This window comes from Convivina intestini (genome assembly GCF_003096575.1).
Taxonomy (GTDB): domain Bacteria; phylum Bacillota; class Bacilli; order Lactobacillales; family Lactobacillaceae; genus Convivina; species Convivina intestini.
Genome location: NZ_QEKT01000007.1, coordinates 26,652 through 43,063 on the forward strand (window position 1 = coordinate 26,652; position 16,412 = coordinate 43,063).

19 protein-coding genes and 1 riboswitch are annotated in these 16,412 nt (G+C 38.7%); of the genes, 15 read left to right on the forward strand and 4 right to left on the reverse strand.

Features of this window, described 5'->3' with window-relative positions:
* Positions 1-22: 22 nt before the first annotated feature.
* The 7 genes from C7384_RS06035 to rplQ all read left to right on the forward strand — a co-directional run bounded on the left by C7384_RS06035 (position 23) and on the right by rplQ (position 3,497).
* Complete coding sequence (locus tag C7384_RS06035) at positions 23-589, forward strand: adenylate kinase (RefSeq protein ID WP_089939628.1); 567 nt, start codon at positions 23-25, stop codon at positions 587-589.
* Positions 590-679: 90 nt separating this feature from the next.
* Positions 680-895, forward strand: coding sequence for a translation initiation factor IF-1 (infA, locus tag C7384_RS06040; RefSeq protein WP_089939625.1), 216 nt, complete (start codon positions 680-682; stop codon positions 893-895).
* A 50-nt stretch (positions 896-945) separates the two neighbouring features.
* Positions 946-1,065, forward strand: coding sequence for a 50S ribosomal protein L36 (rpmJ, locus tag C7384_RS06045; RefSeq protein WP_089939621.1), 120 nt, complete (start codon positions 946-948; stop codon positions 1,063-1,065).
* Between the two features lie 77 nt (positions 1,066-1,142).
* Complete coding sequence (gene rpsM / locus C7384_RS06050; protein ID WP_089939618.1) at positions 1,143-1,514, forward strand: 30S ribosomal protein S13; 372 nt, start codon at positions 1,143-1,145, stop codon at positions 1,512-1,514.
* A 182-nt stretch (positions 1,515-1,696) separates the two neighbouring features.
* Entirely contained in the window at positions 1,697-2,083 is a 387-nt protein-coding gene (gene rpsK / locus C7384_RS06055) for a 30S ribosomal protein S11 (RefSeq protein WP_089939615.1), read from the forward strand.
* 47 nt (positions 2,084-2,130) lie between these two features.
* The gene (locus C7384_RS06060) at positions 2,131-3,075 is read left to right on the forward strand and encodes a DNA-directed RNA polymerase subunit alpha (protein ID WP_089939612.1); all 945 of its coding nucleotides are present in this window, start codon (positions 2,131-2,133) and stop codon (positions 3,073-3,075) included.
* A 38-nt stretch (positions 3,076-3,113) separates the two neighbouring features.
* Positions 3,114-3,497, forward strand: a complete 384-nt coding sequence (rplQ, locus tag C7384_RS06065) for a 50S ribosomal protein L17 (protein WP_089939609.1) — start codon at positions 3,114-3,116, stop codon at positions 3,495-3,497.
* A 45-nt stretch (positions 3,498-3,542) separates the two neighbouring features.
* Here the strand turns inward: rplQ and C7384_RS06070 are convergent, their stop codons facing one another.
* Positions 3,543-4,562, reverse strand: coding sequence for a polyprenyl synthetase family protein (locus C7384_RS06070; RefSeq protein WP_089939606.1), 1,020 nt, complete (start codon positions 4,560-4,562; stop codon positions 3,543-3,545).
* A 71-nt stretch (positions 4,563-4,633) separates the two neighbouring features.
* A complete protein-coding gene (locus C7384_RS06075; RefSeq protein ID WP_089939603.1) occupies positions 4,634-6,310 on the reverse strand; it encodes an FAD-dependent oxidoreductase in 1,677 nt (558 codons plus the stop codon).
* Positions 6,311-6,481: 171 nt separating this feature from the next.
* On the opposite strand from C7384_RS06075, the gene C7384_RS06080 reads away from it, so the two are divergent.
* From C7384_RS06080 to C7384_RS06115, 8 genes are all read left to right on the forward strand, one after another.
* Positions 6,482-7,303 carry an energy-coupling factor transporter ATPase gene (locus tag C7384_RS06080; protein ID WP_089939601.1) on the forward strand — a complete coding sequence of 274 codons (822 nt, stop codon included), beginning with the start codon at positions 6,482-6,484 and terminating at the stop codon, positions 7,301-7,303.
* A complete protein-coding gene (locus C7384_RS06085; protein ID WP_089939598.1) occupies positions 7,279-8,136 on the forward strand; it encodes an energy-coupling factor transporter ATPase in 858 nt (285 codons plus the stop codon). Before C7384_RS06080 ends, C7384_RS06085 begins: the two co-directional genes overlap by 25 nt.
* The gene (locus C7384_RS06090) at positions 8,129-8,932 is read left to right on the forward strand and encodes an energy-coupling factor transporter transmembrane component T family protein (RefSeq protein ID WP_089939595.1); all 804 of its coding nucleotides are present in this window, start codon (positions 8,129-8,131) and stop codon (positions 8,930-8,932) included. The genes C7384_RS06085 and C7384_RS06090 overlap by 8 nt, the downstream gene beginning before the upstream one ends.
* 10 nt (positions 8,933-8,942) lie before the next feature.
* Complete coding sequence (gene truA, locus C7384_RS06095; RefSeq protein WP_089939592.1) at positions 8,943-9,710, forward strand: tRNA pseudouridine(38-40) synthase TruA; 768 nt, start codon at positions 8,943-8,945, stop codon at positions 9,708-9,710.
* Positions 9,711-9,732: 22 nt separating this feature from the next.
* Complete coding sequence (locus tag C7384_RS06100) at positions 9,733-10,140, forward strand: pyridoxamine 5'-phosphate oxidase family protein (protein WP_089939589.1); 408 nt, start codon at positions 9,733-9,735, stop codon at positions 10,138-10,140.
* Positions 10,141-10,292: 152 nt separating this feature from the next.
* Positions 10,293-10,736: a 50S ribosomal protein L13 gene (gene rplM, locus C7384_RS06105; protein ID WP_089939584.1), complete on the forward strand. Its 444-nt coding sequence runs from the start codon at positions 10,293-10,295 to the stop codon at positions 10,734-10,736.
* A gap of 17 nt (positions 10,737-10,753) precedes the next feature.
* Positions 10,754-11,149 (forward strand): 30S ribosomal protein S9, encoded by a 396-nt coding sequence (gene rpsI, locus C7384_RS06110; RefSeq protein ID WP_089939580.1) that lies wholly within the window; start codon positions 10,754-10,756, stop codon positions 11,147-11,149.
* A 131-nt stretch (positions 11,150-11,280) separates the two neighbouring features.
* Positions 11,281-14,220: a YobI family P-loop NTPase gene (locus C7384_RS06115; protein WP_089939577.1), complete on the forward strand. Its 2,940-nt coding sequence runs from the start codon at positions 11,281-11,283 to the stop codon at positions 14,218-14,220.
* A gap of 99 nt (positions 14,221-14,319) precedes the next feature.
* On the opposite strand, the gene C7384_RS06120 is transcribed toward C7384_RS06115, so the two are convergent.
* Together C7384_RS06120 and C7384_RS06125 are read right to left on the reverse strand one after the other, a co-directional pair.
* Positions 14,320-14,889 (reverse strand): xanthine phosphoribosyltransferase, encoded by a 570-nt coding sequence (locus tag C7384_RS06120; RefSeq protein ID WP_089939574.1) that lies wholly within the window; start codon positions 14,887-14,889, stop codon positions 14,320-14,322.
* Entirely contained in the window at positions 14,886-16,184 is a 1,299-nt protein-coding gene (locus C7384_RS06125) for a nucleobase:cation symporter-2 family protein (protein WP_089939571.1), read from the reverse strand. The genes C7384_RS06120 and C7384_RS06125 overlap by 4 nt, the downstream gene beginning before the upstream one ends.
* 49 nt (positions 16,185-16,233) lie before the next feature.
* Positions 16,234-16,331, reverse strand: a riboswitch (purine riboswitch).
* Between the last annotated feature and the right edge of the window lie 81 nt (positions 16,332-16,412).

The following is a 16,412-nucleotide window of genomic DNA, read 5'->3' on the forward strand; positions in this document are numbered from 1 at the left end:
TTAGCTTAATAGGAGGCTATTAATGGCTATGAATTTAATTCTCTTGGGTTTGCCTGGTGCAGGTAAAGGAACCCAAGGTGATTTAATTGTCAAAGATTATCCCGTTGTTCATATCAGTACAGGTGATATTTTCCGTGCTAACTTAGCTCAGAATACCGAGTTAGGTGAGCAAGCGCGTTCGTATATGGACGCTGGAAATTTGGTTCCTGATGAAATAACAAGTGCTATGGTTGCTGATCGACTAGGTCAAGCAGATGTTCAAGAGCACGGTTTCATGCTTGATGGGTATCCTCGTAATGAGGACCAGGCACGTTTCTTAGATCAGTACTTACAAGAGCATGGTACCAGTGTGTCAGCTACTCTTTATTTTGAAGTTTCAGATGACATTTTGCGCCAACGCTTGTTGGGTCGTGGTCGTGCTGATGATACTCCTGAAATCATCGATAATCGTTTGGCTGTTAATAAGGCTGCTAATTTACCATTAGTTGACTATTACCAAGCTGAAGGTGTTTTACACACTATCAACGGTAATGGTGATTTAGATGGTATTTATCAGTCAGTTAAAGAAATCCTAGATGCTTTAGCATAGGCTAAGTTTCTTGATAAATGTTAATAATTCTGATATAATTCGATAGGTTATGCACTTATCGATTATGTCGTTTACTTGGAGGTAACGTGCGTGGCTAATGATGTCATTGAAATTGAGGGTAAAATCAAAGAGACGATGCCCAATGCAATGTTTCAAGTTGAACTTGAAAATGGGGCGGTAATTTTAGCTCATGTTTCTGGTAAGATTCGTAAGAATTTTATTCGTATTTTGCCCGGAGACCGTGTTACAGTGGAGATGTCGCCTTACGATCTAACTAAGGGTCGTATTACTTACCGTTTCCGTTAATCTAAACGGGGCGGTCTAATAATCAGTTAACCGAATAGGAGGAATAGATTATGAAGGTACGTCCATCAGTTAAAAAAATGTGTGATGCTTGCCGTGTTATCAAGCGTAACGGCCGGACAATGATTATTTGCCCTGCAAACGCCAAGCATAAGCAACGTGCTGGTAAGTAAACTTACCAGCTTCATTAATATTGATTGAAATTAAACATAAATGTTATTTTCAAAATACAACAAGGAGGTAAATTGTTATGGCTCGTATTGAAGGTATTGATTTGCCACGTGACAAGCGTATTGTCATCGGCTTAACATACATCTACGGAATCGGTAATTCAACTGCACAAAAGATTTTGGCAGAAGCTAAGGTTTCAGAAGACGTGCGCGTACGTGATTTAAGCATTGATCAAGAAGATGCTATCCGTAATGCTATCGGTGAAATGAACTTGCAGTTGGAAGGTGATTTGCGTCGTAAGGTGTCACTTGACATCAAGGGATTGCAAGAAATCGCCGCTTACCGTGGTATTCGTCACCGTAAGGGATTGCCCGTTCGTGGACAACACACGAAGAACAACGCCCGTACTCGTAAAGGCCCAGCTACAGCAATTGCTGGTAAGAAGAAGTAAAGATTACTTCTTTAGCAGTACTCGTTTTTGGAGAATAGCATTTGTAGGGAAGGTCTAACTTTCGTTATAAGCGTTGTATCCTAATCGATGCCGCACATGATTATCACAACCTTAGTTGTGTAATGTTGGTTATTTAATTAGCCCGAGAAATTATAAAAAGTATTGAAAAGGAGGCAAATATTATGGCAGGTCGCACAACGCGTAAGCGTCGAGTGAAGAAGAATATTGAAACTGGCGTGGCTCATATCCATGCTACTTTCAACAATACCATCGTCATGATTACTGATGCTCAAGGTAATGCTGTTGCATGGTCATCAGCTGGTGCATTAGGCTTTAAGGGAAGTCGTAAGTCAACTCCCTTTGCTGCTCAAATGGCAGCTGAAGCTGCAGCCAAGGGCGCTATGGAAATGAACATGCGCTCAGTTGCAGTTACTGTTAAGGGCCCTGGCTCTGGTCGTGAATCAGCAATTCGTGCTTTGGCAGCAGCTGGTCTGGAAGTTACATCTATTAAGGATGTTACCCCAGTTCCCCATAACGGATCACGTCCACCAAAGCGTCGTCGTGTTTAATTGAATTTCATTGCTTCTGCTTTGAAAGAGGGGGTACGAATTTACTGATGATTGAATTTGAAAAGCCAAAAATTCATCCCATTGAAGAGGATGCCAGCTATGGCCGTTTTGTCATAGAACCCCTTGAACGTGGTTATGGTACGACACTAGGAAATTCCTTGCGTCGAGTAATGCTATCATCGCTTCCTGGTGTGGCAATCAACACTGTTCAAATTGATGGTGTCGTTCATGAATTTTCAACTGTAGATGGTGTTGTTGAAGATGTGACACAATTAATTTTGAACCTTAAAAAAGTTGTTTTGGCAACTGATTCAGAAGAAGAACACAGTCTAGAAATTGACGTTCAAGGTCCATTGGATGTCACAGCTGCTGATTTGCAAGGCAGTGCAGATATTGAGGTGCTTAACCCAGATTTGCATATTGCTACATTAGCTTCTGGCAAGTTACTGCATATGACAGTTACTGCTGTAAAGGGTCGTGGATATTCTTCTGCCGATGAAAATAAGAATTTGCGTGAAGAAATGCCAATTGGTGTTTTGACAGTCGATTCTATTTATACGCCAATTGATCGCGTTAATTACCATGTAGAAAACACTCGTGTGGGTTCTCGTGATGATTATGATAAGTTGACGATGGAAGTTTGGACAAACGGTTCAATCACACCTAGTGACGCTTTAAGTTTAGGTTCAAAGGTTTTGACTGAACACTTAAATTTGTTTATGGACATTTCACCTGTAGCTTCTGAAGCTAGTGTAATGGTGGAATCAGAACCTGTTGTTGCTAGTTCAACCGATTCAGCACCAATTGAAGATTTGGATTTATCAGTTCGTTCATACAATTGTCTGAAAAGAGCTGGTATCAATACCATTGTTGAATTAACTGATCGAACTGAAGATGATATGATGAAGGTTCGTAACTTGGGTCGTAAGTCATTAGACGAAATTCAAGAAAAGTTAACTGATATGGGATTGGGTTTCCGTAAAGAAGATTAATTGATCTTTTAAAATATTTGGAAAAGGAGGATTCACTGATGGGATACCGTAAGTTAGGCCGTACATCTTCTCAGCGTAAGGCAATGTTACGTGATTTGACTACTGATTTGCTAATCAATGGTCGTATTACTACAACTGAAGCACGCGCTAAGGAAGTACGTAAGACTGCTGACAAAATGATTACCCTTGGTAAGCATGGAGATTTGTCTTCACGTCGTAAGGCAGCTGCCTTTGTTCGTAACGAAATCGCTGACGTCAAGGAAAATGATGGTGACATTAAGGTTCAAACTGTCTTGCAAAAGTTGTTTGATGATGTTGCTCCTCGTTTCTCAGAACGAAATGGTGGTTACACACGCATTCTAAAGACTGTTCAACGCCGTGGTGATGCGGCTCAAATGGTTATTTTGGAGCTTGTTGATTAATATGTATTAAAAACCCTGTTACTTGTAAGTAACAGGGTTTTTTTGTTAGCTTTGGCGTTCTATTAGTTTATTGACTAATCGCTGGAGGTTTTGTTGTAAGGCTGGTGCCGGTAATCTCTCGATAAGATCGTTCAAATCTTGCTGATACTTATATAATAAATCTTCCAGACGTTCCATGGCTGATGTGGCCATAATTAATTCCTGCAGTTCATCTAGTTGTGGATCGCTGATATCATCACGTAAGTTCAACAGGTCTAAGATGGGTTTACGATATTGTTCGTCTTCGAGACTAAACAGTACAGGAGCAGTATATATACCATTACGAATATCTTGATTTTTGGGCTTACCAAGCATATTTGAGTTAGCATTATTACTGAAATCCAGATAGTCATCAAACAGCTGAAATGAAATTCCTAATTTACGACCAAATTCCTTGACCAATTCGTTGACTGTATTTGAAGCATCCCTAGTCCCCGAATGAATACCGTAAAACATTGCGAGTTGGAAAAGTGCACTGGTTTTACCATCCATTTGTTGGACATAGTTTTCAAAAGTGTTTGCTGTATTATAGCGATTTTGTTTTTGGTATAATTCGCCAAAGAGAATCCGTTGAATACTGTGGATAACCTGAGTGTTTAGATTAGGTTTATTAACTTGACTAATTAAAGAAAACATACCAGTTAATAGATAATCACCAGCGTACACGGCAGTATCTTTGCCAAAAGCGCTCTGAATACTAGCACTACCCCGACGTAATTTAGATTCGTCGATAATATCATCGTGGATAAGTGTAGCCAAATGCAAGAGTTCTACACTGGCAGCCATTTTAATGGCTTGCTGGTGGCTATTCTGGTCTGGTTCAACACTTAATTCAGTAAAGAATAACGTTAGAGCTGGCCGTAGTAGTTTACCAGCGGATAGCTGGCTACGAATAGCTTGGTCAATTTCTGAAAAATTGATTTCCCAGCTGTCGTTAATTACAGTGATTACTTCGTTTAATTCGGTTTTTAATGTGGGAAAATCATCCCAAATTGAGGATAGGGTAAAGTCGTTGGGCATTGCCATATCATACTTTCTTACTTAATTTATTATGTACAAAAGGGTCTGGATAAAAATCCACACCCTTTTATTATACGCTACTTATCAAGATCATCGTATTGCGATTTACTTTGACCATACCAAGCTTTACCAAAAATCTTTTGAAGCAGTGGTACAGCGAAGAAATCTACACCAAATCCACGACCAGAACCGTTCATGACGGCTAGACTACCAAAGATGATAAAGAGTTGAGAAATATCAAATCCATTAAAAATCCAGGCAGCCAGGGCCAAAAGAATTGAAAGAATACCGGCCGACCAAGTAAAGAGACCAATTAACAAACCAGCCCCGGCAATGATTTCCAGGAAGCTAGCTAGTCCACCTTGCCAGTAGAAGTTGCCCAAATGACCTAGGCTTTCTACCGCAGCTAAAATCCAAAATACACCTAAGAAAATTCGAAGTGGTGTTGCCCAGAGTACATTCCCTTGGCGTGAAATTGTACCACGGAAAGGATTACGACCGTTGGCTGTCCGGAAGAATTCATCGAGCATGTAGTGGAAGATTGAATAACCAGAACGAATTTGAGAGTAGAAGTAAAGGTTGATGCCATGCTTAGCCAAGCTAGCAAAGAAACCAGAGAAGTTCCAGTTTTTCATTAGAGAGGCTACTGTATAGTGCGAACCAATGGAAACGGCATAACCATGATATTTAACCAAGTCAGCGAAAGTTTTGGCATCAGCGACCAAACCAAGGTCATTTAAGATATTGTTGCTGGCAGTCTTAGCGGCATTTTCAGCACCTTCAACTGTTTGTGGTACGGGGCCAGTCTTTTCGTCCACATAGGAAATCGTATCACCAGCTGCGTAAATATCCTTGTTAACCTGTTCATCGTCGTTGATGGCGTGCATGTAGTCATCGACTTCAATTCGACCACCACGGCCAGTTTTAAAGCCCCAGTCAGCAACCGCTGACTTAGCTTTAACCCCAGCAGTCCAAATTAAGGACTTAGTTGGTAGCGTACTACCATCATCAAAGATAACACCGTTTTCATCGACGCCCGTCACCTTTGAATTCATGCGCAAATCAACACCGTTGTTAACCATGTACTGGTAGGCTTTGTCTGCTAGGCGACGGTCACTTAGCATCCGTAAAATCGCATCCCCAGCTTCTAACAAAACTAACTTGATTTCACTTTCATCAAGCTTGTAGGTTTGAGCAAGAACTTTACGTTGATCAATAAATTCACCCATTAATTCAGCACCGGTAAATCCAGAACCAACAACTGCAATGGTTAACAGTTGTTCACGGCGCTTAGGATCTGATTCGGCCGCTCCTTGAGCAACAATATTTTCAATTTGTTGGCGAATACGTAGCGATTCTTCCATCGACCAGAGCTCAAAACCAAACTCTTTAACGCCGGGTGTACCAAAGTCATTGGATTGTCCCCCAACTGAAATGATTAACTTTTCATAAGGGAGGGTACCGCGTGTTGTCGTGATAGTTTTATTGTCTTTGTCAATAGACTCAACTTCAGCAGTTACTAACTCAACATTAGTATCATGAGCAAAAAGATGTTCTAAATCTTCTTGGACGTGTCCAGGCATAACCCGTTGAGCAGCTACTTCGTGTAACTCCGTCATATAGGTCATGTAGGAGTGCTTATCAATTAAGATAATGTTGTAATCTTTTTTAGCTCGGAGCTTCTTAGCTAGTTTTTTAGTAGCAAAAACACCACCAAAACCGGCTCCGACGACTATGATATTTTTTTTCGTCATATCTTTCCCTTGTGAAATATTATTTTTTAGTACATAACTCAATTTATAATTATAATCCCAATAGACCATTTTTTGAACCGTTATTAGGTGATAAGTTTGTGAAAACTGAAAACTGGACTGATAGTTAGTGAGAAAGTCATGGTTATTTTAATTATGATAAAATAGCCTTTAATGGAAAAAGCAATTACAATTAAAAATTTAAAATATCAATATGATCAAAACCAGCCCTTATTCGATGGATTGAACCTGAATATTGAGCAGGGACAATGGGTAGCTTTGGTTGGTCACAATGGTTCTGGGAAGTCGACTTTAGCTAAGTTGATTTTAGGCTTATTAGTAGCCGATGAAGGTGAGATTGCAGTTCTGGGTCAGACTTTATCAGAGGATTCCGTGGATGAAATTCGGAGTCAAATCGGTATGGTTTTTCAAAATCCAGATAATCAATTTGTGGGGGCAACCGTTGCTGATGATGTTGCCTTTGGATTAGAAAACTTAGAGGTTCCTAGTGAAGCAATGCCGGCTAAAATTCAGGCTGCTTTAGAAGTGGTCGGCATGGAAGAATTTACTGATCGTGAACCGCATCATCTTTCTGGTGGACAAAAACAACGGGTGGCCTTGGCCAGTGTCTTGGCCCTGGAACCTAAGATTATTATTTTGGATGAGGCGACGGCCATGTTAGATCCTGATGGGCGACAAATGGTTCAAGCTACTTTAAAAAAATTAAAGCAGTTATATGGATCAGAGTTGACCTTAATTACGATTACCCATGATATGGATGAAGCCAGTTTAGCTGATCGAGTGGTGGTTGTTAATGATGGTCAGTTAGTCATGGACGGGCAACCTAATCAAGTGTTTGCACAAGGAGCTACTCTAGCTAAAATTGGGTTGGAGCTACCCTTTAGTATGCAGTTGATTCAACGATTAGACCCACGTCCACAAAATTATATGAACCAGCAGGAGTTGTTAGCATGGCTATCACCTTTGAACAAGTAAATTTTAGTTATGGCCAGGGTAGTTTAGCTCAGCCAATTTTAAAAGACATTTCAACGACAATTCCATCTGGAAAAATAACCGCCATCATTGGACAAACTGGTTCGGGTAAATCGACCCTAGTTCAGCATATTAACGGTTTATTGAAACCTACTAACGGAAAAGTGATAGTCAATGACTTTGAGTTAAGCTCACAGACAAAAGAAAAGCAATTAACAGCCTTGCGGGCACAAGTAGGGATGGTTTTTCAATTTCCTGAAAGTCAACTTTTTGCTAACACAGTGCTAGAAGATGTCATGTATGGTCCTTTAAACTTTGGAAAAGACCGTTTGGCTGCCAAGGAAGCGGCTCAAGCAGCTTTAACTATGGTTGGTTTGCCCAGTCAACACTGGGATAAGTCTCCCTTTGCCCTCTCTGGGGGACAGATGCGTCGAGTAGCGATTGCCGGGACCTTAGCCTTGAATCCGCCAATTATCGTTTTAGATGAGCCCGCAGCTGGTTTAGATCCTTTAGGACAGGCTGAATTAGTTGAGCTGATGCTTGGTTTAAAAAAGCAAGGTAAGACGGTAGTATTGATTTCACATCAAATGGATCAGGTGATGGCGGTCGCAGATTGGACTTTAGTCATGCACCAGGGGCAAGTTGTTGCTGCTGAAAGTCCGAAAACATTGTTTAATCGGCCCTTATCTTGGTTTAAAGAGGTACATTTGGATTTGCCCACGGCCGGTCAGTTTGCCCAGCAATTGGTGGCGCAAGGATGGCAATTTAAAGAACGGCCATTGACGCTTGAACAGCTGGCTCAAGCCATTAATCAGGAGGTTGCAATCCATGAATAGTATCGTGATTGGCCGTTATCTTCCTGGCAACAGTTGGATTCATCGATTGGATCCACGGACGAAAATTATCTTAACTTTTGTCTATATTATGATTTTACTGTTTGCTAACAGCTGGGGGACCTATTTAGTTGCGTCGATTTTTTTAGTAGGTGTGATTTATCTGACCAAGCAGCCATTAAATCTGTATTGGCAGGGGATTAAACCGATTTTATGGTTAATTCTCTTTACCGTTATTTTGCAAATTTTCTTTACGGGTGGGCAGCCAGTTTTGTGGCAGTGGCAATTTATTAAGGTTACACAACCGGGTTTTATTAATGCTATTTATGTAGTGATTCGCTTTGTCCTGATTATTTTAATGTCGACGATTATGACTTTGACGACACCACCAACTAGTATTGCTTCAGCACTGGAATCATTACTTGGGCCTTTAAAAAAGTTGAGAGTACCAGTTGCTGAATTGGCCTTAATGTTGTCAATTGCCTTACGATTTGTACCCTTGTTAATGGATGAGACGCAAAAAATTATGAATGCGCAAAAATCCCGGGGGATGAGTTTTTCCACTGGTGGGCCGATTAAGCGGGCTAAGGCAGTCGTGCCGTTATTGGTACCACTTTTTGTTGGAGCCTTACAACGGGCCTTAGACTTGGCTAATGCCATGGAAGTACGTGGCTTTAAAGATGCTGATCATCGCACTCGGTATCGGGTTTTAGCCTATCATCGAGCTGATTATGTCAGTGGTTTAGTGATGGTACTGTTTATTATTGTTTTTAGTTTAATTAATTTAATGGGTTGGTAAGGAGTAAGAAATGCCACGTTATCGAGCAGTTGTTGCCTATGATGGCTCCGGCTTTGCCGGCTTCCAAGTGCAAAGTAAACGCGGAGTAGAGCGTGAACGTACGGTTCAAGGCGAATTAATTAAAGCCGTTAATCAAATGGGAAAAAACCCGCAACCAGCCATCAAGGTAGTCGGGGCATCAAGAACGGATACTGGCGTCCATGCCTTTGGCCAGGTTATTCATTTTGATTTACCTTTTGATATTCCAGCTGAGGGTGTTCGTAAGGGCCTGAATACCATTTTGCCCCGTGACATTTTAATTAAAGAAGTTTTGCTAGTGCCAGACGACTTTCATGCTCGTTTTAGTAGTCACTCTAAGCGCTATTTTTACCGCGTGTCAACTCAGGATTATGTTGATCCCTTTAAACGGGTTTACACGGGTCATTTCCATTGGCAGCTAGATGCCAAACGGATTGAAGAAGCGTTACCCGATTTAATAGGCGAGCACGATTTTGCCTCCTTTGCTGCTTCCGGTAATGAAACGGCGACAACCGTGCGGACGATTACTCGAGCAGATGTAATCGTTAAAGCCGATGAACAGGAATTAGTTTTTATTTTTGAAGGAAATGCCTTTTTATATAATCAAATCCGAATCATGGTGGGTGTGCTCTTAGAAATTGGTACTGGTCGTCGGCCGGTACATGATATTGTGCGTTTGATTGAGGTTAAAGATCGTGAACAAGCCCGTTATACTGCTCCAGCTGCTGGTTTATACTTGGACGAAATAGCGTATAATTAATATCAAATGGAGGTTATTACTGATGACATTATTTGAAGAGTATATGCAAGCAGCTAAAGGTTTGGTTGTTATTTCAACGGCTGTTGATGGCCAGCCCAGTTCACGCTTAATGGGCTTTGCCCCAGATCCCCAGCAACCGAATGTTTGGTATCTGGTAAGTCAGCCCGATGCCACTAAGGTAAAGGAACTGGCCCAAAATGAACGAGTTGCGATTTTGACTTTATTAAATGAAAACGGTGCTCGGATTGAGTCTAATCAGGCTACGATGACGCGTTCTGATAAACAGTGGTCCGAGGTGGCTAGTTACTTTAAGGCCCCAATCTTTTCTAAGATGCATCCCCATCCAGAAGAAGAGGTATTGTACCAATTAACGATTCATTCGGCCCGGTTGGCTTCTTATGCCGGTAATGAAAATGTCACCTTTGATTAGTAAAATTTAGGTGTAAAACATTGACATAACTACCTGGTTTGGGTAGAATGAGAAACGGTATTGTTTACCTCACGATAAGCCCCGGAAACTTATTGTAATTATCTTGGTAAGGAACGACCAAGTCTGTAAACAAGAAATTAAAGGAGCGCACTATGCGTACAACATTTTTAGCCAAGCCAGGCGAAATCGAAAAAAAGTGGTACATCATTGATGCCAAAGACGTCGTAATGGGACGTTTGTCAACGGTTGTTGCCTCAATCTTACGTGGTAAGAACAAGCCAACTTTCACACCAAACGTTGATATGGGTGACAATGTTATCATCATCAATGCTAGCGAAGTAAAGTTGACTGGTAAGAAAGCCACTGACAAGATTTATTACCATCACTCAAACCACCCAGGTGGTTTGAAGGAACGGACTGCCGGTGACTACCGTCAGAAAGATCCTGAAAAGCTCTTGGAACTTTCAATCAAGGGTATGTTGCCTAAGAACACTTTGGGACGCGCACAAGGTTTGAACTTGCACGTGTATGCCGGTGCTGATCACAAGCATGCTGCACAAAACCCTGAAGTACTTGACATCGACAAGTTAATCTAAGAAAGGAGAATCTAAATATGACTGCAACAGTACAATATGCCGGAACAGGTCGTCGTAAGAACTCAGTTGCCCGGGTACGTTTGGTACCAGGAACTGGTGCAATTACTATGAACGGTAAGTCCATCGAAGATTACATCCCTTTCCCTAACTTGCGTGAAGTTGTTTTGCAACCATTCAACGCTACGGAAACATTGGGTAACTACGATGTATTCGTTAACGTTAATGGTGGTGGTTTCTCAGGTCAAGCAGGTGCAACTCGTCACGGTATCGCCCGTGCCTTGTTGGTTGTTGATCCTGACTTCCGCTCAGCTTTGAAGGCTGCTGGTCTTTTGACACGTGACTCACGTATGAAGGAACGTAAGAAGCCAGGTCTTAAGAAAGCCCGTAAGGCATCACAATTCTCAAAGCGTTAATATTATTATTTTCGTTTTTAAAACCACCAACTGTAAAGTCGGTGGTTTTTTTATGTTTATTAAATTATATTGGAAACTATTTATTGTTAAAATAGAACTTATATTTAAAAAGACTAATAGGGAGTTGATACATGAAAAAAAAGTTAAAAGCTTTAGTACCAGATACTAATCTTTCTGATAGTAATTATGCGCTTTATTGTAGCTATTTGGATGATGCACTAGCAGATAAAAGAGTTAATAATATTGCTCTAATGGGGAAGTATGGTAGTGGAAAATCTTCTATTATTGGAACATATTTTAATGTAGAAAATCAAGGAAAAAATTTAAGTTTCATTAAAAAGTTGTTTAACTGCTCAGTGTTAACGGAGAAAAATAGTTCAAAACGTACAGGTAAAGATTCTAGAATTTTAAGAGTTAGTTTTGCAACATTTTCGAGTCAACAAAATATTGATTCGAAGTTAGAGGTTGATAAACAAACTACTGTTAGTGATAGTGAAATATTTGCTAATATAATTAATCAAATAATTTATCAAATTAAGCCTAAAAAAATTCCATTGACTAAATTTAAAATTAAAAGGCCATTGGAAATAAAAATTAAATTAAGTGCTTGTGTAGAAGTGCTATTAATTATTTTATGGTTATTAAAACCAAAAAACATGGATATACCTTTTTTAAAAAACATAGATGTAATTCGATATTTACCAATCTTGATTGCTATTTTAGGAAGCGTTATATTGTGGAATGTGTTGTCTAGAATTGAATTTAGTAAATTAAAAATATCCTGGAAGGGTAATGAAACAGAAATTAATCTCCTACAGGATAAATTATTTGAAAAATATATAGCTGAGATTTTATATCTTTTCGAAAACACTGATAAAACAATTTTGGTAATAGAAGATTTGGATAGGTTTGATGATTTAAGAGTTTTTGAAAAATTAAGAGAGCTTAATACAAAATTGAATTTAGCAGGGGATAAACATTGGCGTTTTATTTATCTGCTGAAAGATGAAATGTTCAAAAATTCCAAAGAACGTGTTAAATTTTTTGATGTAATTATTCCAGTGATTCCTTTCATGACAAGTAATAATTCTTTTGATAAATTATCACAATTGTTTAGCAATCGTAGTAAGGTACTATTAAGTATATTGAGCGGATACATTGATGATTATCGAGTGTTATTGAATATTTACAATGAATATTCTGTGTATCTTGATATTTTAGATAGTAATGATAGATTACAATTCAGTAGAGATGACAAAGATCAATTATTGGCGTTAATCGCTTATAAAAATTTTAATCCAAAAGGATTTGAAGATCTCCAAAATGGGCAAGGCGTCTTGGGAAATTTAATAAAATCTTCTTTGGAAGATTTGAATAAGAAGATTAATGATTATGGGAATCAGTGGGATTTCAATGCTCTTGAGGGAGATGGAAGCCCAGAAGAGAGAGAGCAAAATGAAGAATTAGAGCAAAAAATTCAAGAAGGAAAAAAGAAATTACAAAATTTTCATTTGTCTAGTATAAAAGGGTACTCGGAAACTTTACAGAAAGAAAATGATAATATTTTATGTGCATTAATTGATAGTGATATTATTAAACTAAATTACAGAGATATTATTAATCAATTTTATGGTGATGATTCAACATTAAAATTTATAAGAAACTTATATTCACCAGTAAATAACACTAATAATCAAATGTTGCGTTTATATCAATTAGATGAGCTATTGGATCGATTAGAGGACAATGATTATAGGAGGCCACAGATATTAAATCTTGATTTAGCTAAGTGGTTAAAGCTCAATGACCTGAATCATTTTCAAATGTTAGTTCAAACTGCAATTGATGATAATAGCGGATTTAAGGAAAAATTACTTAATGATGACCCTACAATGTATGAAAATATTATAGCAGGTGAAGAAGTACAGTTTGATGTAACTAAATTACAACCGATTAAAGTATTAGATATTATTCTAAATAATCGTTACAAAAATAATGAAAAAAATAGGCAGCAACTTAAGGAATGGTTAAAATCACTAGTTAATGTTGGATCAGCAGAGAGCCTTATAAATATTTTGAAGTCAAAAAATGTTTATGACGAAATTAAGCCAATTGTTATTGACGTATTGCCAGTTCCCATAAAAGACATTAGGATATTCGATTTAAAAATTCAGGAATATTTAGTTAAGGAAAAGAAGATAGAAAATTCTTTTACAAATATAATCAACTATTATGAAAATGTAGGTGATAAATTAGATGAGAATTTAATTGGGTTTATAAATCAATACCACAACGTTGATTTTAATTTCTCTGGTGAGGACTACAACACAGGACGTATTATTAATTTTTTGAATGACACACTAAGAAACGCTAAGTTATCTTACGTAGCATTTCAGAACATTTGGATGAAATGTCCAATTAGTAATTTTGTTATTAGTAATTCAGAACAAATAGAAAATACAAGTAATGAACGTATTCAATTTTTAGTGGAAATTGGACGAGTAACAATAGATGTTGGAATTATTAAATTAATTGATTCAAAAGGCATTACAGTTTTTGACCATAGAAAGGATAGTTTTAGTAGCTATCTTAAAGATAGCGATAACGTTTTTGATACTGGGGTTCATGATATTGGTAGTTTGTTCAGCTATGAGAATAAAATACTAATTAATAACATAAAACGGGTTATTTATGAGAATGAAATTTCTATTAAAAATCAGGAGTTACTTATTGAATTACTTATCGTGGACAGTGAATGGAATAATAAAATTTTTGTTGATAACTTGTCAATACTTTCAGTACAACAAGTGATTAATTATGCGAATAGTAACGATAAGAGTTTGAATGGTAGCCAGAATACAACAAAAAATAAAATTGGAGATAAAATATTTTCTATTATTAATGAGAATAATAGAAGACGTACAGGTTTTAGTTTTGTCAATAATTACGAAATGAAGAAATTACTTGAGTGGCTTCAAACAAAAGCTGATTTTGATAATTTTAAAATAGATAATCATGGGAGATTAAAGCCAGTAGGATTTAAGAACTCAAAAAAAATTAACACTAAATAAGCTATTTTGTACTCAAAAGAAGTTGAATTGAACTTTAAATATTCTTTAATACAAGGATGGTTTCGATATTAACCATATTTACTAGTAGTAAGATACAGTTCACCCAAACACAACCTCGCCATCTTCAAACGCCTTAATCTTCGCCAAACTTTCCAAATGAACACCTCGCTCAGCTAAGAGTTGGTGACCCTTTTGGAAAGTTTTTTCAATGACAATGCCCACGCCGACTACGTCAATCTTAGCGGCATCAGCAATTTCTAATAGTCCTAGGACGGCCTGGCCATTGGCCAAGAAATCATCAATAATCAAGACCTTATCATCAGGACTAATAAACTGACGATCAATCATAATCTGGTTGGTCGTTTGTTTTGTAAAGGAATAAACTTCAGCGGTATAGACATCATTGGGTAGCGTCAATGATTTGTTTTTGCGAGCAAAGACGACCGGAACCTGCAATGCTAAGCCAGTCATCACCGCTGGGGCAATCCCGGATGATTCAACTGTTAAAATTTTGGTAATCTCTTGATTAGCAAATAAAGCAGCAAACTCATCCCCGATGGCCTGCATTAACATTGGATCAATCTGATGATTTAAAAAGCGATCGACCTTTAAAACATCAGTTCCTAATACCCGGCCTTCGCTTTTAATTCGTTCTTCTAATAACTTCATGCTGTTTGCTCCTTTTGCCTATGAAAGCCATTTAAAATTATATTTAAACCAACTGCTAAAATCGTGGTCACCACTACACCATTAGTCAAAACTAACTGCCAAGTTTGGGGAAGATGTTGGAAACATTCGGGATGTACTGTAATCCCAATCCCGCCACCAATCGATAGGGCCGCAATTACTAAGTTCTTTTCATTATCAAAATCAACACTACGTAAAATGTTAATTCCCTGTACCCCAATCGTACCAAACATGACAAACATGGCGCCACCTAAAACAGCACTGGGGATGATGGTTACCAAAGCGCCAAACTTTGGTAGTAAACCAATTAAAATTAACAGGCTTGCTGCAAAATAGATTGGTCGCTTACTTTTAACACCGGATAACCTCACCACGCCAACATTTTGGCTGAAAGTTGAATAGGGGAAGGTATTGAAAATTCCCGATAGAATAACGCCCAATCCCTCGGCACGATAACCATTGGCAAGATCATGATCACTAAGTTTACGGCCAGTTAAATCAGCCAGAGCGAAATATACCCCGGTTGATTCAATTAAACTCGTCATGGCCACTACAATCATTGTTACAATAGAGGAGGTGTGAAAAGTAGGCATACCTAAGAAAAAGGGTTGGGGTAGATGGAACCAACTAGCCTGAGCAACGGAGTCAAGGCTGACTTGTCCCAACATGGCAGCAACAATCGTGCCCATGATAATGCCCAGTAAAACAGCAATGGCTTTAATAAAGCCACGGCCTAGTAACATAAAGGCTAAGATGATGATAATGGTTATCGTGCCTAAAAGTAGATTGGTCATGTTGCCATAGGAAGCTGCCTGATTATTACCACCGCCCCAATTTAACAGAGCAATTGGTACTAGGGTAAAGCCGATTACGGTGATTAGTGATCCAGTCACTACTGGTGGGAAAAAGTAGCGTAATTTAGCAAAGAGGCCACCAATCAGAAAGACAAAGATACCGGCTGAAATAGTCGCCCCATACATTGCTCCGACGCCTAGGGTGGTACCGATGTTAATCAAGGGGGAAACCGATTGAATCGCTGATCCTAGTACGACCGGCATGGCAATTCCAGTAATTGGTGTCCGTTTAACCTGAAAGAGGGTGGCAATTCCGGTCATGAAAATATCGACGGAAATAAGATAGGCCATTTGACTGGCTGAAAAATGTAAAGCCGTTCCAACTAGCAGGGGAACTAAGACGCCACCGGAATACATAGCTAAAACGTGCTGTAGACCGAGGATTAAGTCCTGACCTTTACTTTTAATGCTACTAATTTCCATGATTTTCCTCCAAAAAAATAGCGCTATCCCTCGCTGGGACAGCACTAAGCCACTAGTGTCCGTTGCGATAGTCGCACATTTAGGCGTGCGGTAGAAACTTGGTTACCATTTTTAACCGATTATATCTGCAAACTATGTTTCCAGTGTAGCAGGAATGGCATCAGTTAACAACGAACAAATCGATATATTTTTTATGGTATATTTATAAAACACGAACAAAAGGATAGT